Genomic DNA, 21,150 nt, shown 5'->3' with positions numbered 1-21,150 from the left:
GCGCCACGCTGCGACGCGCTCTACGACGGCGAGGAGGTCGCGAATCTCGGTTGACTCGAGGGCAGCGCCTTCGATGCGGGCTTTGTCGAGGAGAGGGTGGGGTCGAAGAGTCCGCGGAACTCGAAACTGCCGCCTCGGGTGAGCATGGCGCGCAACTCGGCGGTGCGTTGCTGCTGCTGGTCGATCCAGGCGAGGTCGGCGCAGGGTTCGAGCGCTAGAATCCAAGCGCGGCCCAGGGAAGAAAAAGTACGACCGGCGATGTACTCGCGGAGGCGCGGCCACTCCAGGGCAGCAGCGCTCGCTTCGCGTAGCGGGGAGGGGATGATCGGCAATAGCTCTGGTGAATTCACTCCTTTTATCGTACCCTCGCAGGGAACTGATGATCGAACCTATGCGTAGCAACGAGTGCGCAGGACCGGCGCCCTGAGAGGTTGGAGGTGTGAGATGGTCTGTCAGGCATGTGGATCTCCCGTCGTCGATGGAGTTCATTTTTGTGCGAAGTGCGGGGCGCAGGTCGTTGCTGCGCAACCGATGTATGCAGCTTTTCCCCAGCCGCCGGTATTAACAGCGGTCCCCCGGTACAACGCAATCTGCAGACGCTCGGAGTGCTTTGGTGTGTTTTTGGAGCGTACCGGATTATCGGCGGGTTGATGGGCATGTTCTTTCTACGGGCATTTGCGTTCCGCAACTTCGGCGGATTCGACTGGCCGTTCAACAACCATAGTGGCCTTGAACACTCCTGGATGACCGCGTTGTTTCCTATGATCGCTGCTTACACGGTGGTTATGGCTGCGTTGGCTGCGCTGGTAGGGTATAGCCTCTTGATGCGGCGGCCCTGGGGAGGACGTTCGCTATCGTTGTCGGAGTTCTGACTCTATTGAAGCCACTCTTCGGCACCGCTCTGGGGATCTATACGCTGTGGGTGCTGGCTCCAGGGGCTTCGGGGCTTGAGTACGATGCGATCGCGGATCGAACCTGAAGGCTGGACGTAAACTGGAATCATGAACTTTCCTGCCACACGTTTACGGCGTTTGCGTCGAACCGAGGCGATGAGGTCGCTGGTTCGCGAGACTCATCTGCACCCCGGCGCGCTGATCTACCCCCTGTTTATCTGTCCCGGCGAAGGAATCCGCAAAGAGATCAGCTCGATGCCCGGGGTCTTCAATCTGTCGATCGATGAAGCGATGAAGGAAGCCGAGGCCTGCGCTTCGCTGGGGCTTGGCGGTTTGCTGCTCTTCGGTCTGCCGTCCGAAAAAGATGAAGAGGCCACCGGGGCATGGGCTGAAGACGGCATCGTACAGCAGGCGCTCCGATCGATGAAGAAGAATGGGGCGCTTGATTCCCTGGTGACAATCGCTGACGTTTGTTTGTGTGAGTACACCTCGCATGGCCACTGCGGCGTCGTCGCACGGGATGGCGACCACTACGAGATTCAGAATGACTCGAGTGTCGCGTTGATCGCCAAGACAGCAGCTTCGTTGGCCAGGGCTGGCGCAGATATAGTCGCTCCTTCGGACATGATGGACGGTCGGGTTGAGGCGATTCGTGATGCCCTCGACGCAGGCGGCCACGAACAGATTCCCGTGATGAGTTATGCGTCAAAGTTCGCTTCTGCGTTCTATGGGCCGTTTCGTGAGGCGGCTGACTCTGCTCCGCAGTTCGGGGACCGTCGCAGCTACCAGATGGACGGTGCGAATCTGCGAGAGGCTATGCGGGAGATCGACCAGGATATTGCCGAGGGTGCAGATATGTTGTTGATGAAGCCCGCGATGCCGTATCTCGATGTGATTCGCGCGGCGCGGGAGCGATACGATCTGCCGATGGGCGCGTACCAGGTGTCTGGCGAGTACTCGATGCTGCACGCTGCGTTTCAGCGTGGATGGCTGGAGCCTGAGCGGACGATGATGGAGTCGTTGTTGTCAATCCGGCGGGCCGGTGCGGACTTTATCGTGACGTACTTCGCGAAGGATGCAGCGAAGGTGCTCGCGTAGCGAACGATTTCGCCAGGCTAAGGCGAGTTGATGGGATCGTCGATGCTGTCAGGGGGAGTTGAGTAATGATCGCTTCCTCACCGAAACGGGCGCGCAGCTGTGCGAGCGTAGTGTCCTGCTGGACAGGCGAAGCATAGCGGATGTTGTAGTTCGCGATGGTACTTGCCACGAGATAAAGCTTCGCCCCCGGAATCGTTCGCCAATAGCTCTCGCGGAGCTTTTCGGCGCCGCGCTCCCGATCACGTTCGAGCTCCGCCTGCTGATAACGGGCGGCACGTTCAAGGAAGATGCCCTCGAGCTTGCCGTCTTGATCGAGAAACCAGTCAACAAGTTTCCCGCGATAGAGAATACCTGCTGCAAGAGCGTCGATCTCGACGTCGAAGTCCTGCTGACTACGCGGCAGGGAACGTGTGGTGAAGAGCAGCTCCCACTCCGAGACATACGTGAGAAGAAAGTCATCGCAAAATCGCTTCAACAGCCTATGCATGCGCTGGTTGGTGCTGTAATCCCCGTAGCGTGAGACGATCAGGCCGGACGCCCATCCTTCCAGCGCACAAAACAGCCAGAGTAAAGAGAGAAAACGGCCCTGCTCAAGAAACGCGCGCAGATAAGAGTCCGCCAGATGGACTTTTGCGGTGAGAGGATTCGGCGGGGTAAGTTCCGGGCCGGGAAGAAGCGAACGAAAGACGATACGATAGGCCTCGTCCTTGGAAGGTCCGATCGATAGGTTTGGCAGGTTGCCCAACGGTGTGTGCACCAGCAGGATCCACGAGAGAACAAAGGGCGCAATCGTGACGAGCAACGAGAAGACGACCTCTTCGGTGCGGGTGCGTTGGTATCTTCTTGCAGGGATGTAAGCTGAGAAGAAGAGTCGATAGATGACCCCTGGGGCAAGCAGGTAGCCGATCAGCAGAAATCCCGCGACCAGCGCACTCATCGTCTAGGCGGGCTTGCGGACGATGCGGAAGCGGTGGCCTCGATCATCGGTGAAGAGGGCTACCCCTGTTTCAGCTAGATCGCGCCGCACAGCGGCAATCTTCTCGGTGAGGGTGGTCTCCGGTGAAAGAGGCGAATCCGCATCCTCCTCTAAAACGCTGTTGCGAAGTGCGCTCGTCAGCCGGGCTACATTGCTAACCATCGAAACGTTTCTCCCTGATTCGATTATCAATCCTTTGTCAAGTAGTTTCGCCGAAATTTCGCCCTGGTTCACTCCTTCGTTACCCGTCCATCGAGGTTATGCAAGGTGCGTCTTCGTCTGTTCATGGTGCGCATCAACTGCTCTGCGCGAGAGCTGGTGTCCCGGGTGTGCGGACGATGGCCCAACTCTTGAGGGTAAAATTGAACTGTTTGAGTTCGACATCTTATGGAGTGTTCCCTTGGCAGATACGATTTTCGACTTAGTAGTGCTTGGCGGCGGACCCGCCGGATATACCTGCGCTATCCGCGCGTCGCAGTATGGCCTGAAGGCGGCGCTGATCGACGCGAATGACCGGCTGGGCGGAACGTGCCTGCTCTGGGGCTGCATTCCCACCAAGTCGATGCTCTTCTCCGCCGAGCTGTGGGATCACCTGAAGCATGCCGACAGATATGGCATTGAAGTGACGCAGCCCAAGCTGAACTGGAAGGGTGTATTGGCGCGCAAAGACGATGTGATCTCGCGTCACGTCAAGGGTCTCGACTTCCTGATGAAGAAGAACAAGATCAATGCCATCAAGGGCTACGGTCGCTTGACGGGCCCCGCGAAGGACGGTGTACACACGATCGAGGTGAAGACGGCTGATGGCAAGACCGACACCGTAAAAGCCAAGAAAGTTGTGTTGGCGACCGGTTCGGACGCACGTTTGCTCCCCGGCTACACAGCGGACACAACCATTCTGACGAACTACGAGATTTTGAAGATTGACGAGGCTCCCAAGTCGTTGGTGGTTGTGGGATCCGGCGCAGTCGGCGTCGAGTTCGCTTCAGTCTTCAAGAGCTTTGGTGCGGAGGTGACGGTCCTCGAAGCGCTGCCCCGCATGGTGCCCGCGGAGGATGAGGACGTCAGCAAGGAGTTGCTGCGCCTCTTCAAGAAACGTGGCATCGATGTCCACCTGTCGGCGAAGGTCGACAAGTTCGAAAAAATAAAGATGGCGTGCTCGTCCACTTCACGAAGTCCGACGGAACGGGCGAGACCAAGCAGGCCGAGAAGGTGCTGGTCGCGGTCGGCCGGGCTCCGCGTACCTATGACCTGGGTCTCGACAAGGTGAAGATCACTCCGGATCGCGGCTTCATTGTCACCAACGAATGGATGGAGACGACCGAACCTGGCATCTACGCAATCGGTGATATCGTCGCGGGGCTGCCTCAGTTGGCCCACGTCGGCAGCATGGCGGGACTCGTGGTTGCGGCCAGGATCGCCGGCAAGTTCGCCAAGCCAGTGAACCGCACCCGCATTCCGGGCTGCACCTACTGCGATCCTCAGATTGCGAGCGTCGGCCTTACAGAGGCGCAGGCAAAGGAGAAAGGCTTCCAGGTCAAGGTCGGCAAGTTCCCGTTCGTCGGCAACTCCAAGGCAACGATCCTCGATGCGCACGATGGCTTCGTCAAGGTCGTCTCGGATGCGAAGCACGGTGAGATTCTTGGCGTCCACATCATCGGCACTACCGCGACAGAGATTATCGCCGAGGCCGTCACTGCAATTGAGCTCGAGGCGACCATAGAAGAGATGATGTTCACCATCCACGCACACCCGACGGTGGCTGAGGCTCTTCTTGACGGCTTTTCGAGCGTTGAAGGCATGGCGGTCAACGTCTAGCCCGGATCAGTGTTAGGACAGCAGTCTGGCGATCTGGCTCGGCTGCTGTCTCCAATCGTCGACGCCACGAAGCAGCTCATGTATATCAATCTCCTCAATCTCGGTCGCGTCCCCTACAGCGCGGCCCTTGCCCTCCAGCAACAGGTAGTCGCGGCGCGAAAGCAGAATTTGATAGGCGACACGCTTCTGATGGTGGAGCATCCTCCCGTGTTGACGCTTGGCCGGAATGCGCATCGCTCCAACGTCCTCGCCCGCGACGAAGAACTGGCGCAGCGCGGAGTCGAACTGCACGAGGTCAACCGCGGCGGCGACGTCACGTATCACGGTCCGGGCCAGCTGGTCGGGTACCCCATCATCGATCTGCGCGGCGACCTGCCAGGTAAAAAGGACCGCATCTCGGCCCGGTCGACTATGTCCGTCTGCTTGAAGAGGTCTTAATCCGAACCTGCGGCGACTTTGGCGTCATGACGCAGCGTATCTGCAAGCTCACAGGCGTCTGGACGACGGCTGGTGGCAGCATCCGCGAGAAAAAATTGCGGCGATAGGTGTCCATGTCTCTCAGGGTGTCACCTCCCACGGCTTTGCGCTGAACGTAACCACGGATCTAAGAGATTTCGACTGGATCGTCCCCTGCGGCATCACCGATCGGCAGGTAACAAGCCTCGAGCTGGAGGTTGATCACGACCGCCAGCTAACAATGGACGCAGCTTTTAACTCGACAGCCCGGAACTTCGGCCGAGTTTTTGAGCGCCAGATGCTTTGGTGCGAATCAGTTGATCAGTTGCTCGCCGAGCATGTAGGAGCCCATAAGTCGGGCACCACGGCCGATGTTCGCTAACCGCACCGCGCGGCCAGCAATCACCCCGCCGCCGTATAATCCCATTTGCGTACGCCCGATAGCGGACCGGGCAGACACATGGCGGTTTTTTGCCGCTCGTACCTCGATGCCGCACCTGAAATCAGGGGAGAACAGATATTCATGCCGACTGACGTAGTTATGCCGCAGATGGGCGAATCCATCACCGAAGGCACCATCACAAAATGGCTTAAGAAACCGGGCGATGCCATTCAGCGGGACGAACCCCTCTTTGAGATCTCGACCGACAAGGTTGACGCGGAGATTCCTTCGCCCGCCGCCGGAACTCTGAAGGAGATCAAAATCTCCGAAGGTACGACGGTCCAGATCAACACGGTCGTTTGCAGCATTGACGAAGCCGGCTCGTCATCGTCGCCCGCTGCGTCTCCGGCAAAGACTGAAACCGCGGTTAATCCCAGAGCTGACACCGTCACACCTGCTGCGGCCGATGCACCATCCGCAGTTCAGGGGAATCCGCCTGCTGCCTCCAATGGCGCCGCGGGTCCAGGAACCGAAGTTCTAATGCCTCAGATGGGCGAGTCCATTACAGAAGGAACAATTACCAAGTGGCTTAAGAAAGTGGGGGATACAGTCCAGCGCGATGAACCCATCTTCGAGATCTCGACCGACAAGGTCGATGCCGAGATCCCTTCGCCGGTGGCCGGTACTCTCTCAGAGATCAAGGTCCAAGAGGGTGCCACCGTTACGATCAACACGGTGGTCGCAGTCATCGGTGGCGCGGCCGGAAAGGCAGCCGCGCCGACTGCATTGGCACCTGCATCCGCGAAAACCACGGTTGCTCCTGCCCCCGCCGCACCTTCCGCTTCTGCAGCAGCCGGCGAGCGCGTCCGTTCTTCCCCGCTGGTCCGCAAGATCGCGAAAGACAACAGCGTCGACCTCTCGCAGGTCCCTGGCACCGGAGCCTCGGGCCGCATCACCAAGACCGACATCGTCAGCCATCTGGAGCAGGGTCCAAAGCCTGTTGCTGCTGGGTCTGTCGTTCCTGCAGCCTCTTCGCCGGTCCCGGCTGCCGCAAAGCCGGCCGCTCCCCAGCCGCAACCCGGCGAGCTTGTTCCTATGACCAAGATGCGCTCCATCATTGCGCAGCGCATGGTCGAGTCCAAGCGCACCAGCCCACATGTCCACACTGTCTTCAAGGTTGATATGACGCGCATCGTCAAACTCCGCGAGAAGGAGAAGTCAAAGTACGAGCAGCGCAACGGCGTCAAGTTGACCTACATGCCCTTCATTACTCGAGCCGCTATCGTCGCCTTGCGCAAGCACCCCATCGTCAACGGCTCAATTGAAGGCGAAGCGATCCGCTACAACAAGAACATCAATATCGGCATCGCCGTCGCCCTCGACTGGGGCCTCATCGTCCCTGTTCTGAAGCAGACCGAAGAGAAAAACTTTCTGGGTATTGCTCGCGGCATCGTCGATGTAGCCGATCGCGCCCGCAACAAGAAGCTCGCTCCCGATGAGATCTCCGGCGGCACCTTTACGCTCACAAACTCTGGTATCTTCGGTGAGCAGTTCGGTACTCCCATCATTAACCAGCCACAGAGCGCGATCCTCGGCATCGGCGGCCTCAACAAGGAAGCCGAAGTCATCACCGATAAGGACGGCAACGACTCCATCGCGATCCGTTCCATTCAGCGCTTTACCCTTGGCTTCGATCACCGCATCGTCGACGGTGCAGACGCTGGTAAATTCATGTCTGATTTCAAGGCATACCTCGAGAACTGGTCCGAAGATATCGGCTAGCAGCTTCAACTTAAGCACAAGAAAGCGCGGCAGACTTAGTTCAAGCCTGCCGCGCTTTCTTCTCACTGCCGCTACAGCAGAGCCTTCGCTCGCAGCACCAGCTCTATAGCCTCATCCGCCGTAGCACCTACAGCCGACAGATGCCCCATCTTGCGCCCGTTGCGCGGCTTATGTTTCTCATATAAGTGGAGACGAACCCCGGGCACAGCCAGTGCCGCATCGAACCTGGGTTCGACAGTCCGCCCATCCTTCAGCCATAAATCGCCGAGGAGATTCGCTATGGCCGCGGGCTGCACAATGCCGACTTCACCTAACGGCAGATCACACACAGCCCGCACCAACTGCTCAAACTGCCCCGTCACACAAGCTCGGACGCTCGCGTGGTAGCTGTTGTGCGGCCGCGGAGCAAGCTCGTTGACCAGCAGGTCCCCACCGGTCGTGCAAAACATCTCAACCGCGAGAACTCCCTCAAGCTGAAACGTATCGGCAAGCGCCTTCGCGATCTCCCCCGCCTGCTCCTCCATCTTCGAAGACAGCGGAGCGGGAATTACACTCCAGGCCAGAATCTGCTCTTCGTGATGATTCAGCGCAGCAGGATAGACCTTCACCTCGCCATTGGGAGCACGCGCAACCAACACAGAGATCTCTTTTGCTAGGTCAACGGCCTTCTCAGCCACGCCAGCCCGTTCACCCAAGGCCTCCCAGGCACCCTTCACCTCATCGTCGATTGATGCGCCGGTAGTAAATCCAACCTTACCCTGACCCCGCCCGTCGTATCCGCCGGTAGCGCTCTTACAGAAGCACCTGCCTCCAAGTGCAGCCACAGCATTCCGCAGATCGTCCAACGACCGAACCGCGCGATACTCTCCCACGGGAAATCCGTTTCGCCTCAGCCAGTCTTTTTGCTCGATCCTGTCCTGAATCACCGCAAGCATCGCACCGCCAGGCCGTACTGGTGCATAGCTCGCCGCCGCTTCCATGCTGCCGGGCGAAATCTGCTCGATCTCCAGCGTCACTACGTCACATCCGCGCGCAAGGTTTGCCGCCTCCCGCGAATCATCCCAACCGGCCTCGATGCATCCATCCACCACAAACCGCGCAGGGCAAGCCGGATCAGGATCCAACACGAGGATGCGATACCCCATCCCACGAGCCGCCATCGCCGTCATCCGGCCTAGCTGCCCACCGCCAAAGATTCCAATCGTCGCGCCAGGCAGGATCGGTTTTGCACTCGAAGAGCCAGAGGTCACGCGCCAACCTCATCTTCCTTTACTACCTGAGCAAGAACCTCATCCCGTCGCGTCGCCCGCCACGCCACCAGTTTCTGCTGCAACACTGCATCCGTCGTAGCCAGGATCGCGATAGCTAACAGACCCGCATTCGTAGCTCCCGCCGCTCCAATCGCAAGTGTTCCCACCGGCACTCCCTTCGGCATCTGCACAATGCTCAACAACGAATCCATCCCTTGCAGCGCTGTCGCCGGAATCGGTACTCCGAGCACCGGCACCACGGTCTTCGCAGCAATCATTCCGGGCAGATGCGCCGCGCCGCCAGCGCCCGCGATGATCACCCTCAGCCCGCGCTCAACGGCCGAATCTGCGTAATCAAACAAAAGATCCGGCGTCCGATGAGCCGACACCACCCGCACTTCATGCGCGACGCCAAACTCCTTCAGCATCTCCACGGCGCCTCGCATCACCGCATAATCATTGCGGCTCCCCATCACAACTCCAACCAAAACAGTGCCCAGCGGCTCGGCGTCCATGGCCCGATTATACGGTTTCCAGCGCACGCCGCGCCCCGAGCAGCACTACGAACGCTTCGCCCACAGACTCGCGTTCAGACACATCACGACACCGTCAATCGTCATACTCAGTCCCTGCGTAAACTTGTCCGAATCGGCAATATGCTTCATCGTCACAGCATCGGTGATGTTGATCGCGGCCCCTACGATCTCTATCGCCACCTCCTTCTTCTGCTCCCCAGTCTTCGCCCCAAACAAAGCCTCAGTTCCTTGAACTACGCCTGGAAGCAACGCAATCGATCGCGAAAACAACTTCAGAAAATTCATAACCTCTCCCTATCGCCTCAAGTAGTCAATCGCCATATGGAACATGGCCAGTACCGCTCCGCCCGCACCCAACAGCCCCTTGATACGTTGCACGCTGCGTTCATGCTGCTCAACCCTGTCCTCCAGCTGAGTCAGTCTCCCCGGCTGTCCTATCCCCAGCAAATGTTCCATCTGGTTCTTCAGCACACTCAAATCCGCTACTACAACTCCCTCGCCCCTTACCGCGCCCACCAACCCACTCTCTACGCCGTCCGTTGCGGAGCCGCCCTCCTCCTCCGCTTCGTGGACTTCGACGAGGGCCGTCTCATCCTCCGTCCCTACTCTCGCGACTTCCCCGTCCAACTCCTGCCCCTTGCCTCGCACGAAACCCCGGCCGACTACATCGTAGGCCGCGTCTGCCTCATCTTCTCCGAGCTCTGAAAACCTATCCCAGAGACAAGGCGCCGAAGGCGCGTAAGCCTCGATGGCAGATCGCGCCGTGCGCGCAGCACGCCGTTGCCTGTCTAAAAGCCACTCGAAAAAACTCCGTACTCAGACCAGGACATACCCACAAGATCTCAGTGCTACCCTATCCCTAGCGATGAACCTCCGCATAGCAGCCATCCGCTCGGGCACTGACCCGGTCCGCAAGCTCACCACCGGATCCTTCCAACGCTGGCTCGAAACGCCCCTCACCTGCCCCAGGTGCGACGCCACTTACAACCTAGCCGTCGACTGGGACCAATCCTCCGACCGCTGGTTCCCCGAGACCTCCCGACCACTCATCACGCTTCTCAAGAAGGCGATCCACATGGGCCACACCACCGACCACCGCGTCTCTCACTTTGAAACCGAAGGCGTCGTCGTCGAAAGCATCACCCCACCGCTCCCCTGGAATCCCACGAAGCGCTAACACGCCCTGCAAACCGGAACAATGGACCTATCGCCTTCCTTCCTCTACACCCAAACTGGATAGGCGGGCGATCATCCACCTGGAAGAGTCAGCGCTCGCCGTCTTCGCCACGAATACGAGATCTACAGAAAGTCCACCAAAAATGCCTCACCCGCGGCATCTACTGAAACCCAATAAAACCCAACCCCAACCGCGGTCAGCCGTCTCCATTGCAGGACACAACGCCGATCGCGAAATCCCCGCAGAGCGCCTCTTGCGGCTCCCGGGGACACTAGCCTAAGCTACCGCCAACTCGTACTCTTCCGCGCTAAGATCAGTCACCAAACCAACGCTGGTCACGCCCACTGCAGGCTTCTTCCAGTCGCCCAACGAGCGGCTCAGCATCGATGCTGCGCAACCCTCACCGCAAAGAATCGTGATATCCCGGCTCCTCGCCAACTCTGCATCCCAGGGCATAAACGTAACGCCGCAGGATGTAACTTTGGCCAGAACCCAATGATTGCTGGTCTTCTTCTGGACCCCGCAAACGCATGTATAAACCGAAATTGCTGCCATATAGCTTTCCTCCCTGTTTCGCTGTTCCCGCGAACTCTGTGCTACATCTTGCATAGTTGCACTTGGCCTGCCAATGCTGCTAAAACGCCCGTCTTTCTTTGTTTTCAACGCTGTCGTCGCATCCTGTTACCACTCATAAGACACGATCAAATGCCCCAGATTGCCAAAAGTAGGAAAACATTTGCCACTCTCTCATCTCAAGGGTAATTTCTTCAGAAATCGAAACGGAACATACCATCTGATGCTGGAAAACCGAGCAGCGCCCCACAATTACCAGCACAAGCGAAGATTTAACGAAATCCCACCTTCGTGCCACACGGCAGCCAAAAAACACTCAACGCTCTTAAGCAAACCTGGCAGGTCGCCACTGTTTCAAGGGATGGCCGCTTATAGAGAACCCACTCATCAATCGCCGATGGAAGATCACAACACAGGCTGGCCAGTCGTATCAATCTGCGAAGATGAACCTCGCGTCGGTGAACGATCTGACGGGTCGTCCGGCCCGCCATGGCGATCCAGGTGAGCACGAGAAGCGCAACAGCAGAGAGTATGACGAGAACTGGTCGAACTTGTACGCCGAATACCTAACCTGTTCAAGCAATCCAGCGAAGAGCGACAGGAATATAATCTCTCCCTGAGATGGCAAGGACCCTCCGAAGAGGGTCATTGATTTTGATCTGCAGAGCCATCTGTTCTTAGGAATCGGCTCTGTCCCAAGAGCGTTCGTTTACCCCTTGGGGCCTACCGTGCCGCCGCCACTGGTCGAGCCGCCACCACCACCCGTAGAGCCGCCCGACGGTGCGGGGCACCCGCTGCTGTCGTTACCATGGCCATGATCGCACTCTTTGCCTTGGTTGTCGTCGCTGTAGCCGCCTTGGCCGGTGATCAGGTTGTATAACCAGCCGAGCATAGTTGAATGGGATTGTTGACCACCGCTGCCGTTATCGGAGGCGTAGACGGAGGAGGTTGCGAACAACGATAATCCAAGGACAAAGGCAATGAGCAGTCGACTGAACTTCATGTTTTACCTCGCGTAGTACTGGGGCGAAGATTATCAGTATGCAGATTTTTGCGTATAACACTTTTGGGTGACTGTCAGCGCAGGCACACCCGCAGGTCTTCACAAACTTGTCTTCCCCGGTGCATAAGAGAGCGATCGCTGGACAACAAGTGACAGCGAAGCCTCAGAGCCGTCACACCTGGGAATCCAGAATCACAAGCCCCCACGCCTGCATCTGATCAGGTGTCCAAACATCCTTTAGGTACGGCAAATTACGGTGATGTGCCAATTCTCAACTGTTATTTTTCGGAGTGACAGAGGTGAAAGAACTCCACCAACAAATTGTCAATAAGACCCAGCGGCAGTTGAGTACCAGGCATCGTCTGTGTCTCCTCCTTCTCAGTATCTCTGTCACCAGCGCAGCGGTAGCCCAGCACATGTCCGCACCCGAGCCGCAGACTGGAACGATCATCGGTACGGTAACCGATGTGAATGATGGCACCATTCCCGGAGCTACCGTCGCTCTTGAAGATTCTTCGCTCACTAATCCCCTGCATGTGAGGACGGGCGATGATGGTTTCTTCAAACTCAACCACCTCACTCCGGGAACACCCTACCATGTCACCGTCAGTGCCAACGGATTCGCGGACTGGAACTCCCCCGAGATCATTCTCCGGCCAGGTCAATATATGGACCTGACCGACATCCGGCTCCGGATTGCAGCCGCGATCACCACAGTCAACGCACTACTCTCCACCGAGGAACTCGCCACCGAGCAGGTCAAGTTGGAGGAGAAGCAGCGCGTCCTGGGATTCATCCCCAACTTCTACGTCGTCTATGACCACAATGCCGTGCCACTCACGCCGAAGCTGAAGTTCAGACTCGCTCTCAAGACCTCCATCGACCCCGTCACCTTTGCCGGCGCAGCCTTCGTCTCTGCCATCGATCAAGCCTCCGACACCCCCAACTACCAGCAGGGCGCCAAGGGCTACGGCCAGCGTCTGGGCGCAAACTACGCCAACGGTTTAACCGACATCTTGATCGGCGGCGCCATCCTGCCATCCATTCTCCATCAGGATCCGCGCTACTTCTACCAGGGCACAGGCACCAAGAAGTCGCGCGCACTCCACGCCCTCTCCACCCCCTTCATCTGCAAAGGAGACAACGGACGCTGGCAGCCGAACTTTTCAGGCCTCGGCGGATATCTCGCCTCGGGCGCCCTCTCCAACACCTACTATCCGGAGTCCAATCGCGGCCCGGGCCTGGTCTTCTCGACTACCTTTATTGACATCGCCGCCGACATGGCCAACGGCATGATACAGGAGTTCGTCCTGCGCAAGCTGACCTCTACCTCCAGGTCCCGACATCAGTCAGACGCGGGAAGCAACTAGAAAGCAGAAGGCAATCGAAAGTACGACAGCCCAGACAATCTCACTCCCCACAGGCCGCCTCAGCGCATAAGCCAGATGCCGAAGCTCTTCCTCTATGGGAGTAGATATGGCCGAAGCGGAGACCCGGCCTGCCATGCGGCTAGTCGACTCTCTTGTTGCTCGCCCGCCGCGGCTTCGGCTTGCTCTTGGCCGCCTTGAGATCGAGATTGAGCGCCACTGCAGCGCGGATGAGTTCCTTCAAGGCCGCCTCATCGATCTTCTCGCCTTCGTGAATGTCGATGGCGCGCCTGACGTTCCCGTCGAGGCTGGAGTTGAACAGACCCGACGGATCCTTCAACGCAGCTCCCTTGGCAAAGGTCATCTTGACGACATTTTTGTACGCCTCTCCCGTGCAGACGATGCCGCAGTGGGAGAAGACGGGAGTCCCCATAAACTTCCACTCTTCGACGATCTCCGGGTCTGCCTTGTGGATGGTTGCCCGCACCTTCGCGAGCATCTTCCCGCGCCAGTCCCCAAGTCCGTTGATCTTCGCATCGATGAATGCAGAGGCAGATTCCACCGCGACGGCCTTTTTCATATATAGCTCCAAACTCTCGCACCTATTCTCACTGCGCTCAGCGCAACCTGCAACCTCCTCAGACGTCGTGCACTGGTCAGTTTGGAGTGAATGACTGAAGTTTCCGAAAACCGGACTTGGCGGGAGGGTCGACTCTCTGTGGCCGATCATTAGGTCGGGTTCTGTCGCGAAGGCACTCGCCAGTGGCGGCTAAACAATCATGAAGCTGCACGCGAAAAGGAGGAAGAGCACCGTACACAAGCCGAGGGTAAAAAGCGATTGTTTTCGATTGCTGCTGGTACCCAAGCCAACCAGAGACAAACAGATGGAACCGAAGCCACAGAGGAGCCACAGGACGACATACAACCGAGTGAGCAACACGATTTGCTTGCCGAATATATGAGCTGACAATGCGCCAAGGAAGGCTGCCAACTCAATTGCACAAAGTATTTGTGCGACATCGTTATGCCTTCCCCACGAACGGCTACTCGGAGATGCCAGCTTCAATCGCGTTTCCTTTCTACACCTAACGATCGTACGCGTTCGATTTTCCCCGAAAACGGGGCGGTCTCAACCGGTCGGTGCAACACCATCTGATATGAATTCATTTTCTAAAGGTGGTGTTTATGGCACAAGGAAAACGGAACAGGCTTTCCACTGAGCAGCGGATCGAGATGTGGCGCCGTTGGAAGTCGGGCGAGTCGTTGCATGAGATTGGGCGCGCCTTCGGTAAGGGGCATGGTTCTATTCGGTTCCTGTTGACGCAGCGCGGAGGTATAGTTGCTGCTGCTCGTCGGCGTTCACCGCGAACGCTGACGCTGGCCGAGCGGGAAGACATCTCACGTGGAATTGCATCCGGTTCGTCGATTCGGGAGATAGCCAGCGGGTTGCAACGGCCTGTGTCGACAGTGAGCCGGGAGGTGTCGCGTCATGGCGGGCGGCCACTCTATCGAGCCAGTGAAGCCGATCGTCAGGCCTGGGAGTCGGCTCTGCGACTCAAGGTGTGCCTTCTTGCCATCGAAGAGAAGTTGCGGACGATCGTGGCCAGTAAACTGATCCTGGACTGGTCGCCGGAACAGATTTCGAAATGGCTGAAGGTCCACTATTCCAGCAACGAGAGCATGCGTGTGTCCCACGAAACCATCTACCGCAGCTTATTCATCCAGGCCCGCGGAGTGCTGAAGAAAGAGCTGGTTCAGCACCTCAGGTCCAAGCGGCTTATACGTCGCTCACGGCACTCGCGCGCTGCGGGACAGTCTCGAGGTCAGATCGTCGATGCCATCTCTATTAGCCAAAGACCTGCCGAGGTTGAAGACCGCGCTATTCCCGGTCATTGGGAGGGCGATCTGCTCGCAGGCAGCAAAAACAGTCATATCGCAACCCTGGTGGAACGGCATTCGCGTTTCACCATGCTGGTCAAAGTGCCCAGCAAAGACACCGCGACGGTCGTCGCCGCGCTGAGCAAGCATGTGCTTAAACTCCCCGCGACCCTGCGGCGCTCCTTGACCTGGGACCGGGGGCACGAGATGGCAAAACACAAGAGCTTCACGGTAGACACCAATGTAAAGGTCTACTTCTGTGATCCGCAGAGCCCTTGGCAGCGCGGCACCAATGAAAATACCAACGGCCTATTAAGACAGTACTTCCCCAAGAAGACCGACTTGTCCGTCCACTCTCAAGCCGATCTCAACAAGGTAGCTCTGCGCCTCAATCAACGCCCGCGACAAACTTTGGGCTTTGAAACTCCGGCGAGTAAACTGCAAGCCAGTGTTGCATCGACCGGTTGAGCCCGCCGGAGTTATAGGCAACTTTGGTTGCCCCGGAGTTCAAACCGGCCCCCTGCCCAACGTCGCCGCCTCCTCGCACCCTACGACCTGCGGTCAGGCGCTCGCCGGCGTAGCCTGCAGGCGGCGCCAGAAGAAGTACTAGAGACCCCAGAGCACGCCGACGGGGCCAACGCGGCGGGATCGCCGATCGAGAGGTGCGCGATGAGCGCCGAGACGAGATTGATGGCGAAGCCGGCGTAGGCGCACTCCTTGAGCCGCGCGGGGACCATGTGGACGAGCAGTGCGGCCACGCCCACACTTTCGCCAACGAAAGCTCGATGCGGAAACGCGTCTCTCGTGTTCATGCCGGCACGCCGCTTGTCGCAGGAAAGAGAACGCCGATGGTACGGCTTGCAGGTCGCAGCGCCCACGACGCCACAGTAAGACCGGCAATGATGAGAGGGGCGATGACGTGAAAGGCGTAAGCGCCATAGCCGCCGACCGCAGCGCAGGATGCGGCCGCGCCTGTCAGGTCAAAGAAGATGCCGGCGTACGCCCATTCCTTGAGCCGCGGAAAACGCGGCACAAGGATGGCAATCGCGCCAAGCACCTTCCAAATTCCCAGGATGCCAAAGAAGTACAGCGGGTAGCCAAGGACAGGTACCGTGCCATGGGGGTTGGCCCGAAACTGGATAAGCTGCCCCACACCGCCACTTCCAATAGGAAGCCCTACGAGAATCGTCGTTGTCCAATAAACAATGGATCTGGCTTTCGTGGTCATTCCAACCCCCGACGACCTGCTCCAGACCGCCGAAGAACTTCTGCCAGCCGTACTTCGCACCCTGATAAGCTGCCTGCTGATCAGGACCGAAGCCCGACTGCTCCATGCGAACGTGGGTGCCGCCCTCTGCCGGAGTCAGCGTGAAGAGCACCACCCATTGAAGCCCGGACTCGCCTCCGCCAACACCCCAGTTGTAGGACAGGCGTTGCAGTGGGTCGACGATCAGCACCTCGCAGTCGACAACACCATTCCAGTTCGGCATGGGGTCGGCCCGAAATTGGAACCTCCGCCCGACCACCGGCTCAAAGTCGTTGTTCATCATCCATTGCGCGAGGAGCGGGCTCTCCGTGAGCGCTCGCCACAGCTTCGCTGGCGGGTGTGGGAACATCCGCTCGATCACAAGGGTACGAGTAGTCTCTGCTGTATTGGTCATTGATTCCTGAGTCATGGCTCCATCCTTTCCAAAAGCGCTTCCAGACGGTCAAACCGGTCGCCCCAGAAGGCACCGTAGTGACGCATCCAGTCCACCATCGGCGCCAGTGCATCGGGCTGCGCGCGATAGTGTGTTTCACGTCCCTCACGGCGATGCCGTACCAGCTTTGCCCTCTTCAGCACCGTCAGGTGCTTGGAGACAGCAGGCTGAGATACCCCCGCATAGCGAGTCAATGCGTGGACCGTCTGTTCGCCCTGCCGGGTCAACTCCTCGAAGATGGCCCTGCGAGTCGGGTCGGCAAGAGCGCGGAACACGGAATTGGCTCTAGCCGTCTTCATCCTCGAAACCATAACCGTATGGTTATGGTTTGTCAAGACGCTTCTCATCAACTCAGCCTGAAAATCTCTCCGTCTCTCATCCGCTCACCATCGCCGAAACACTCATCGAGTCCAGATCAGTAACAAAAACTCGACTCAGAATGAGCGACACCACACCCACCTTGACCACAAGACTGCACGATGACCACCGCAGTCGTGTAAGCGGATAGCATAAGGCCAGTCAGGCCATCCGTCATGATCTTCGTCAGCCTCACGCGCTTGCGCATTCGCTCCATCCTCTACCTGCCCGTGTTTGCGATCTACACCGTGCGCTCACTTCGACAGGTGAAGAAGGCCCCCGGGTTCTATACCGGTGCGCTCCTGCCCGACCGAAGCTGGACTTTCTGGACCATGACCGCTTGGGACCAGCATGAAAGTATGCGCCGCTACATGACGACGGGCGCCCACAAGAGTGCGATGCCTCACCTGATGCATTGGTGCGATGAAGCCTCCGTTGCACATTGGGAGCAAGAGGAAAATACCCTGCCTTCCTGGGAGGAAGCGGACCAGCGCATGCGCCAGAGCGGCCGCATCTCGAAAGTGAACCACCCAAGTCCCGAGCACGCCAGCCTCAACTACCGCAAGCCGCGTTCCTCCGGCGGCGGAATCATCTGACGCCTTGCTGCCAAGCACCAGTTGCCTGCGTACTTCTGTGAGACAGCCCTTACCACTCCCGCCATCGAACGCAAAGCTAATCCCCCAACGCATCGTGCTAATTCGACTGCTCCAGTTCCTTCTCCTTCGCCAACTTCTCCGCAGCCTCGCTCTTTTTACCTATCGTTTGCAAAGCCAGGCCCCAACTTCCGTAGGCAAACGCATTCTTCGGATCCAGCTCGATCGCCCTCTGGTATTTCGCAATCGCCTCCTCATACTTTCCCTCGCCAGACAGCGCCTGTCCCCAGGCACCGTAGGCAAACGGATTCTTCGGATCCAGCTCGATCGCCTTCTGATACTTCGCAATCGCCTCCTCATACTTTCCATCGCCGTACAGCGCGCTTCCCCAGCCACTGTAGGAAAGCGCATTCTTCGGATCCAGCTCGATCGCTCTCTGGTACTTCGTAATCCCCTCGTCATACTCTCTCTCCACGCACAGCGCGTTTCCCCAATTGATGTAGGCAGACACATTCTTCGAATCCAGTCCGATCGCCCTCTGGTACCTTGCAATCGCTTCCTCATACCTTCCCTCGACGTAGAGAGCGTTTCCCCAGTCGACGTAAGTATCCGCATTCTTTGAGTCCAGCTCTATCGCCCTCTGGTATCTCACAATCGCTTCCTCATATCTTCTCTCGTCGTACAGAATGTTTCCCCAGTAGACGTAGGCATCCCCATCCTTCGGATTCAACTCGATCGCCCTCTGGTACTTCGCGATCGCCTCCTCATACTTTTTTCCTCGAACAGCACTATTCCCCAGTTGTAGTAGGGAAACGGATCCTTCGGATCTAGTTCGATCGCCCTCTGGTACTCCGCAATCGCCTCCTCCGACTTGCCCTCGTCGCTCAGCACTGTTCCCCAAAGATTGAAGCTGGCCTCCCGGTGCAGCAGATCCTGAGATGGGTCTTCGGTCATCGCCCGCGCAACTCTGATCGCTTTATCGAACTCCTGATGATCTGCCCAATAGGACGCCAGCACGTAAGGATTCACTTGTTCAAGACCCAACTCCGCCGCCCGCTGCACCAGCATGTTTCCATCATCCCGTTCGGCAACCCCGCTCAGCGCCTGGCTCCCGTTTCTCCCCTGCTTGAAGTACACCGTTACCATCGCCGGCCTCTTGACTGTTGGCGGGTCGGAAGTGGATGGCCCCGCATCCGCCGCGGGAACCACGATGTCGCCGCCCACGTGCTTTGGCTCACGATGAAAGAGGCTCCTCACCACATCGACGATCGTCTTCAGGCCTAGCTTCGTCCCCGGTATCTCGACCTCTGGAATCGACGCCTCCTCCCCTGCGATCCCAGAACGTCCTTCTTCATTCGGGTCTTTGTCGTCGCCTCCATAACGCGCAGCCTCTCCCCACTCGGTTCGCCATAACCTCTGGCGAAAGGCCCGCCTCCGAAAGACTCTTGGGAACGCCGAACGGATCGATGATGAGAACGTCCCGATTCACCTCGCGAACGACATACACAACCAACGGCAGAAAAAGAAAGACGAGAACGAAGCCCTTCACCAGACGCCAGAAAGTTATCCGCCCTGCGGCATCCCACAAGAACTCCTTCGCCCTCTCCACAAACTGCTTCGCGCTCTTGGGACGCGGCCGCCTTCGCAGGGGCACCGGATAAGACTTCATCGCCTCACCATCCTCCCGCTCAACTTTCTAAGGCTGACGAACAGATGCAGCAGGTTTACGCAACAGCCTAGCCCACAACTCCTCTCAACAAAAGTCTTAAACTCCTCTTCATAGCGGTGCCATGCGATTTCGAAACGACACTCTTGCTAAACTTGTACATAATGCTCTCCAAGCTTTACGCAAAGTGGATGTACTCCTGGGAGACAGCCCTCACCACCCGCGACACCAACCGCATCGTCCGCCCCCTCGAGTGGGGCTTCGACTGGCTCGAGGACTTCAGCCCCCTTGCTCGTGCAGCCAACCCGCACCTCAGCGACACGCCTGTGGCAGAAGACTTTGCCCGCATGACCGCCGTCAACCGCGACATCGTCGCCCGCGCCGACCAGTTCTTCGGCTACGAAACCCCCACTGACTTCCGCCTCGAGCGCCGCCACCCCCAGCTCTACCCCACCAACGTCCGCCCCGAAACGTTGGAAGAGGATGCCGAACTCAAGCGCCAGGCCGAAACCGGCGAAATCGAAGAGGCCGACTTCCTCCGCTTCACCTCACCCATCCGCACCCGCTACCCCGAGAACGATATCGTCAACGCCCGCTGGTACCCCGCGCACCCCGACAAGCAACGCGAAGCCCGCTCTAAAGGGCATCCAGTTAAACCCAAACAGGCCATGATCGTCATGCCCCAATGGAACGCCGACGCCTTCTCCCACAACGCCCTCTGCACCCTCTTCAACAGCTTCGGCATCTCCTGCCTCCGCCTCTCCAAGCCCTACCACGACGTCCGCCGCCCCGCCGAACTCGAGCGCTCCGACTACGCCGTAAGCTCCAACGTAGGCCGCACCACCGAAGCCTGCCGCCAGGCCGTAGTCGACATCCGCAGCTGCATCGACTGGCTCGAATCACAAGGCTACGAGCACTTCGGCGTCCTGGGCACCAGCCTTGGGAGTTGTTACGCCTTCATCGCCGCCGCCTTCGACCAGCGCCTGCAGGTCTGCGCCTTCAACCACGCCTCCACCTGGTTCGGAGACGTCGTCTGGGCCGGCCAAAGCACTCGCCACATCCGCGCCGCCTTCGAGCAGGCCGGCCTCACCCAGGATCAGGTCCGCGAGATCTTCTCCATCGTCAGCCCCATGTCCTACATGGAACGGTTTGCTCAAAGCTCCAGCCCCGCAACCCCGAAGCGAGTCTTGGTCGTCCACGCCACCTACGACCTCACCTTCCCGCTGAAATATTCGCTCGACGTCCTCACCAACTTCGACGCCTTGAAGATCGACTACGTCTCGAAGGTCCTCCCCTGCGGCCACTACACCACCGGCGAAACACCCTACAAGTACCTCGACGGCTGGTACCTCGGCTCCTTCATCTACAAATCCTTCAAGCAACTCGCTCAAACGAAAACCGCCACAGCTCTCGAATCTCACGCAACGGCAAAAGCTCGATAATCAGTGACTCTGAGCAGGTTAGCGCCATGGCATCCACCCCTCGTGATTTCCAACGTGCGCCTGCCAAAGCATGGTCGGCCCAGAACACGCATTATTGACGAGAAGCGTGTCACGGGACTGAACCGCGTCTGTTATGAGGACTAATCTGGGCTCTCGGTGAAGCTCGATGAGCGCACTGGCCTGTTACCGCTAATCCAGAGCGA

Annotated in this window: 27 protein-coding genes and 2 pseudogenes; 13 read left to right on the top strand and 16 right to left on the bottom strand. The window is 58.4% G+C overall.

Annotation, left to right across the window (positions count from 1 at the left end):
- Window positions 1-20 precede the first annotated feature (20 nt).
- Window positions 21-350 carry a hypothetical protein gene (locus RBB80_RS05570; RefSeq protein ID WP_433967270.1) on the bottom strand — a complete coding sequence of 110 codons (330 nt, stop codon included), beginning with the start codon at window positions 348-350 and terminating at the stop codon, window positions 21-23.
- Between the two features lie 141 nt (window positions 351-491).
- Between RBB80_RS05570 and RBB80_RS05565 the strand changes: the two genes are divergently transcribed.
- Together RBB80_RS05565 and hemB are read left to right on the top strand one after the other, a co-directional pair.
- Window positions 492-872 carry a hypothetical protein gene (locus RBB80_RS05565; protein ID WP_433970144.1) on the top strand — a complete coding sequence of 127 codons (381 nt, stop codon included), beginning with the start codon at window positions 492-494 and terminating at the stop codon, window positions 870-872.
- Window positions 873-1,001: 129 nt separating this feature from the next.
- Entirely contained in the window at window positions 1,002-1,991 is a 990-nt protein-coding gene (gene hemB / locus RBB80_RS05560; RefSeq protein ID WP_433967269.1) for a porphobilinogen synthase, read from the top strand.
- Here hemB and RBB80_RS05555 read toward each other — a convergent pair.
- Both RBB80_RS05555 and RBB80_RS05550 read right to left on the bottom strand, forming a co-directional pair.
- Window positions 1,945-2,928 (bottom strand): hypothetical protein, encoded by a 984-nt coding sequence (locus RBB80_RS05555; protein ID WP_433967268.1) that lies wholly within the window; start codon window positions 2,926-2,928, stop codon window positions 1,945-1,947. The two genes, hemB and RBB80_RS05555, sit on opposite strands and share 47 nt — an antisense overlap.
- A gap of 3 nt (window positions 2,929-2,931) precedes the next feature.
- Window positions 2,932-3,129, bottom strand: coding sequence for a hypothetical protein (locus tag RBB80_RS05550; protein WP_433970143.1), 198 nt, complete (start codon window positions 3,127-3,129; stop codon window positions 2,932-2,934).
- Between RBB80_RS05550 and RBB80_RS05545 the strand changes: the two are divergent.
- The 5 genes and pseudogenes from RBB80_RS05545 to RBB80_RS05525 form a co-directional block, all read left to right on the top strand.
- Window positions 3,035-4,305, top strand: a pseudogene (locus RBB80_RS05545) (dihydrolipoyl dehydrogenase family protein); the annotation flags it as partial. The gene RBB80_RS05550 and the pseudogene RBB80_RS05545 sit on opposite strands and share 95 nt — an antisense overlap.
- Window positions 4,279-4,785, top strand: coding sequence for a hypothetical protein (locus RBB80_RS05540; RefSeq protein WP_433969514.1), 507 nt, complete (start codon window positions 4,279-4,281; stop codon window positions 4,783-4,785). The pseudogene RBB80_RS05545 and the gene RBB80_RS05540, both read left to right, overlap by 27 nt.
- A gap of 9 nt (window positions 4,786-4,794) precedes the next feature.
- Window positions 4,795-5,223: a lipoyl protein ligase domain-containing protein gene (locus RBB80_RS05535; protein ID WP_433967267.1), complete on the top strand. Its 429-nt coding sequence runs from the start codon at window positions 4,795-4,797 to the stop codon at window positions 5,221-5,223.
- Between the two features lie 7 nt (window positions 5,224-5,230).
- Window positions 5,231-5,623 carry a lipoyl protein ligase domain-containing protein gene (locus RBB80_RS05530; RefSeq protein ID WP_433969513.1) on the top strand — a complete coding sequence of 131 codons (393 nt, stop codon included), beginning with the start codon at window positions 5,231-5,233 and terminating at the stop codon, window positions 5,621-5,623.
- A 141-nt stretch (window positions 5,624-5,764) separates the two neighbouring features.
- Complete coding sequence (locus tag RBB80_RS05525; protein ID WP_433967266.1) at window positions 5,765-7,405, top strand: 2-oxo acid dehydrogenase subunit E2; 1,641 nt, start codon at window positions 5,765-5,767, stop codon at window positions 7,403-7,405.
- A 71-nt stretch (window positions 7,406-7,476) separates the two neighbouring features.
- Here RBB80_RS05525 and purK read toward each other — a convergent pair whose 3' ends face one another.
- The 3 genes from purK to RBB80_RS05510 form a co-directional block, all read right to left on the bottom strand.
- Window positions 7,477-8,655: a 5-(carboxyamino)imidazole ribonucleotide synthase gene (gene purK, locus RBB80_RS05520; RefSeq protein WP_433967265.1), complete on the bottom strand. Its 1,179-nt coding sequence runs from the start codon at window positions 8,653-8,655 to the stop codon at window positions 7,477-7,479.
- Window positions 8,652-9,128, bottom strand: a complete 477-nt coding sequence (purE, locus tag RBB80_RS05515; protein ID WP_433967264.1) for a 5-(carboxyamino)imidazole ribonucleotide mutase — start codon at window positions 9,126-9,128, stop codon at window positions 8,652-8,654. The genes purK and purE overlap by 4 nt, the downstream gene beginning before the upstream one ends.
- Before the next feature lie 87 nt (window positions 9,129-9,215).
- The gene (locus tag RBB80_RS05510) at window positions 9,216-9,476 is read right to left on the bottom strand and encodes a hypothetical protein (RefSeq protein WP_433967263.1); all 261 of its coding nucleotides are present in this window, start codon (window positions 9,474-9,476) and stop codon (window positions 9,216-9,218) included.
- Window positions 9,477-9,512: 36 nt separating this feature from the next.
- Here RBB80_RS05510 and RBB80_RS05505 point away from each other — a divergent pair, with 36 nt between their 5' ends.
- Both RBB80_RS05505 and RBB80_RS05500 read left to right on the top strand, forming a co-directional pair.
- Window positions 9,513-9,896, top strand: a complete 384-nt coding sequence (locus tag RBB80_RS05505; protein WP_433967262.1) for a hypothetical protein — start codon at window positions 9,513-9,515, stop codon at window positions 9,894-9,896.
- A 160-nt stretch (window positions 9,897-10,056) separates the two neighbouring features.
- Window positions 10,057-10,368, top strand: a complete 312-nt coding sequence (locus RBB80_RS05500; RefSeq protein ID WP_433967261.1) for a hypothetical protein — start codon at window positions 10,057-10,059, stop codon at window positions 10,366-10,368.
- A 276-nt stretch (window positions 10,369-10,644) separates the two neighbouring features.
- On the opposite strand, the gene RBB80_RS05495 is transcribed toward RBB80_RS05500, so the two are convergent.
- On the bottom strand, window positions 10,645-10,923 hold the full coding sequence (locus RBB80_RS05495) for a hypothetical protein (RefSeq protein WP_433967260.1): 279 nt from the start codon (window positions 10,921-10,923) through the stop codon (window positions 10,645-10,647).
- 727 nt (window positions 10,924-11,650) lie between these two features.
- The gene (locus RBB80_RS05490) at window positions 11,651-11,944 is read right to left on the bottom strand and encodes a hypothetical protein (protein ID WP_433967259.1); all 294 of its coding nucleotides are present in this window, start codon (window positions 11,942-11,944) and stop codon (window positions 11,651-11,653) included.
- 299 nt (window positions 11,945-12,243) lie between these two features.
- Here RBB80_RS05490 and RBB80_RS05485 point away from each other — a divergent pair, with 299 nt between their 5' ends.
- The gene (locus RBB80_RS05485) at window positions 12,244-13,314 is read left to right on the top strand and encodes a carboxypeptidase-like regulatory domain-containing protein (RefSeq protein ID WP_433967258.1); all 1,071 of its coding nucleotides are present in this window, start codon (window positions 12,244-12,246) and stop codon (window positions 13,312-13,314) included.
- A gap of 139 nt (window positions 13,315-13,453) precedes the next feature.
- Here the strand turns inward: RBB80_RS05485 and RBB80_RS05480 are convergent, their stop codons facing one another.
- The gene (locus tag RBB80_RS05480; protein WP_433967257.1) at window positions 13,454-13,891 is read right to left on the bottom strand and encodes a DUF1801 domain-containing protein; all 438 of its coding nucleotides are present in this window, start codon (window positions 13,889-13,891) and stop codon (window positions 13,454-13,456) included.
- 605 nt (window positions 13,892-14,496) lie between these two features.
- Between RBB80_RS05480 and RBB80_RS05475 the strand changes: the two genes are divergently transcribed.
- Window positions 14,497-15,657: an IS30 family transposase gene (locus RBB80_RS05475; RefSeq protein ID WP_433967256.1), complete on the top strand. Its 1,161-nt coding sequence runs from the start codon at window positions 14,497-14,499 to the stop codon at window positions 15,655-15,657.
- Window positions 15,658-15,737: 80 nt separating this feature from the next.
- Here the strand turns inward: RBB80_RS05475 and RBB80_RS05470 are convergent, their stop codons facing one another.
- From RBB80_RS05470 to RBB80_RS05455, 4 genes and pseudogenes are all read right to left on the bottom strand, one after another.
- Window positions 15,738-16,001, bottom strand: a complete 264-nt coding sequence (locus RBB80_RS05470) for a DoxX family protein (protein ID WP_433967255.1) — start codon at window positions 15,999-16,001, stop codon at window positions 15,738-15,740.
- Entirely contained in the window at window positions 15,998-16,417 is a 420-nt protein-coding gene (locus RBB80_RS05465) for a DoxX family protein (protein WP_433967254.1), read from the bottom strand. The genes RBB80_RS05470 and RBB80_RS05465 overlap by 4 nt, the downstream gene beginning before the upstream one ends.
- A 70-nt stretch (window positions 16,418-16,487) precedes the next feature.
- Window positions 16,488-16,736: pseudogene (locus RBB80_RS05460) on the bottom strand (SRPBCC family protein); the annotation flags it as partial.
- Window positions 16,737-16,861: 125 nt separating this feature from the next.
- Window positions 16,862-17,188, bottom strand: a complete 327-nt coding sequence (locus tag RBB80_RS05455; RefSeq protein WP_433967253.1) for an ArsR/SmtB family transcription factor — start codon at window positions 17,186-17,188, stop codon at window positions 16,862-16,864.
- Window positions 17,189-17,422: 234 nt separating this feature from the next.
- On the opposite strand from RBB80_RS05455, the gene RBB80_RS05450 reads away from it, so the two are divergent.
- Window positions 17,423-17,842, top strand: a complete 420-nt coding sequence (locus RBB80_RS05450) for a DUF3291 domain-containing protein (RefSeq protein ID WP_433967252.1) — start codon at window positions 17,423-17,425, stop codon at window positions 17,840-17,842.
- Window positions 17,843-17,939: 97 nt separating this feature from the next.
- Here the strand turns inward: RBB80_RS05450 and RBB80_RS05445 are convergent, their stop codons facing one another.
- The 3 genes from RBB80_RS05445 to RBB80_RS05435 form a co-directional block, all read right to left on the bottom strand.
- Window positions 17,940-18,638: a tetratricopeptide repeat protein gene (locus RBB80_RS05445; RefSeq protein ID WP_433969512.1), complete on the bottom strand. Its 699-nt coding sequence runs from the start codon at window positions 18,636-18,638 to the stop codon at window positions 17,940-17,942.
- Window positions 18,566-19,099: a tetratricopeptide repeat protein gene (locus RBB80_RS05440; protein WP_433967251.1), complete on the bottom strand. Its 534-nt coding sequence runs from the start codon at window positions 19,097-19,099 to the stop codon at window positions 18,566-18,568. Before RBB80_RS05440 ends, RBB80_RS05445 begins: the two co-directional genes overlap by 73 nt.
- 91 nt (window positions 19,100-19,190) lie before the next feature.
- Window positions 19,191-19,508, bottom strand: coding sequence for a hypothetical protein (locus RBB80_RS05435; protein ID WP_433967250.1), 318 nt, complete (start codon window positions 19,506-19,508; stop codon window positions 19,191-19,193).
- A gap of 161 nt (window positions 19,509-19,669) precedes the next feature.
- Between RBB80_RS05435 and RBB80_RS05430 the strand changes: the two genes are divergently transcribed.
- The gene (locus tag RBB80_RS05430; protein ID WP_433967249.1) at window positions 19,670-20,947 is read left to right on the top strand and encodes an alpha/beta hydrolase family protein; all 1,278 of its coding nucleotides are present in this window, start codon (window positions 19,670-19,672) and stop codon (window positions 20,945-20,947) included.
- The last annotated feature ends 203 nt before the right edge of the window (window positions 20,948-21,150 follow it).

The organism is Tunturiibacter gelidiferens (genome assembly GCF_051013345.1).
In the GTDB taxonomy this organism is placed as follows: Bacteria; Acidobacteriota; Terriglobia; order Terriglobales; family Acidobacteriaceae; genus Edaphobacter; species Edaphobacter gelidiferens_A.
This window is presented reverse-complemented; position numbering and strand designations above follow the sequence as displayed.

Bases quoted from the DNA above. Each gene is read 5' to 3' on its own strand.
- hemB (WP_433967269.1), top strand. From the start codon at position 1,002: ATGAACTTTCCTGCCACACGTTTACGGCGTTTGCGTCGAACCGAGGCG.
- RBB80_RS05555 (WP_433967268.1), bottom strand. From the start codon at position 2,928: ATGAGTGCGCTGGTCGCGGGATTTCTGCTGATCGGCTACCTGCTTGCC.
- RBB80_RS05550 (WP_433970143.1), bottom strand. From the start codon at position 3,129: ATGGTTAGCAATGTAGCCCGGCTGACGAGCGCACTTCGCAACAGCGTT.
- RBB80_RS05540 (WP_433969514.1), top strand. From the start codon at position 4,279: ATGGAGACGACCGAACCTGGCATCTACGCAATCGGTGATATCGTCGCG.
- RBB80_RS05525 (WP_433967266.1), top strand. From the start codon at position 5,765: ATGCCGACTGACGTAGTTATGCCGCAGATGGGCGAATCCATCACCGAA.
- purE (WP_433967264.1), bottom strand. From the start codon at position 9,128: ATGGGGAGCCGCAATGATTATGCGGTGATGCGAGGCGCCGTGGAGATG.
- RBB80_RS05510 (WP_433967263.1), bottom strand. From the start codon at position 9,476: ATGAATTTTCTGAAGTTGTTTTCGCGATCGATTGCGTTGCTTCCAGGC.
- RBB80_RS05505 (WP_433967262.1), top strand. From the start codon at position 9,513: ATGGAACATGGCCAGTACCGCTCCGCCCGCACCCAACAGCCCCTTGAT.
- RBB80_RS05500 (WP_433967261.1), top strand. From the start codon at position 10,057: ATGAACCTCCGCATAGCAGCCATCCGCTCGGGCACTGACCCGGTCCGC.
- RBB80_RS05495 (WP_433967260.1), bottom strand. From the start codon at position 10,923: ATGGCAGCAATTTCGGTTTATACATGCGTTTGCGGGGTCCAGAAGAAG.
- RBB80_RS05490 (WP_433967259.1), bottom strand. From the start codon at position 11,944: ATGAAGTTCAGTCGACTGCTCATTGCCTTTGTCCTTGGATTATCGTTG.
- RBB80_RS05480 (WP_433967257.1), bottom strand. From the start codon at position 13,891: ATGAAAAAGGCCGTCGCGGTGGAATCTGCCTCTGCATTCATCGATGCG.
- RBB80_RS05475 (WP_433967256.1), top strand. From the start codon at position 14,497: ATGGCACAAGGAAAACGGAACAGGCTTTCCACTGAGCAGCGGATCGAG.
- RBB80_RS05470 (WP_433967255.1), bottom strand. From the start codon at position 16,001: ATGAACACGAGAGACGCGTTTCCGCATCGAGCTTTCGTTGGCGAAAGT.
- RBB80_RS05465 (WP_433967254.1), bottom strand. From the start codon at position 16,417: ATGACCACGAAAGCCAGATCCATTGTTTATTGGACAACGACGATTCTC.
- RBB80_RS05455 (WP_433967253.1), bottom strand. From the start codon at position 17,188: ATGAAGACGGCTAGAGCCAATTCCGTGTTCCGCGCTCTTGCCGACCCG.
- RBB80_RS05450 (WP_433967252.1), top strand. From the start codon at position 17,423: ATGATCTTCGTCAGCCTCACGCGCTTGCGCATTCGCTCCATCCTCTAC.
- RBB80_RS05435 (WP_433967250.1), bottom strand. From the start codon at position 19,508: ATGAAGTCTTATCCGGTGCCCCTGCGAAGGCGGCCGCGTCCCAAGAGC.
- RBB80_RS05430 (WP_433967249.1), top strand. From the start codon at position 19,670: ATGCTCTCCAAGCTTTACGCAAAGTGGATGTACTCCTGGGAGACAGCC.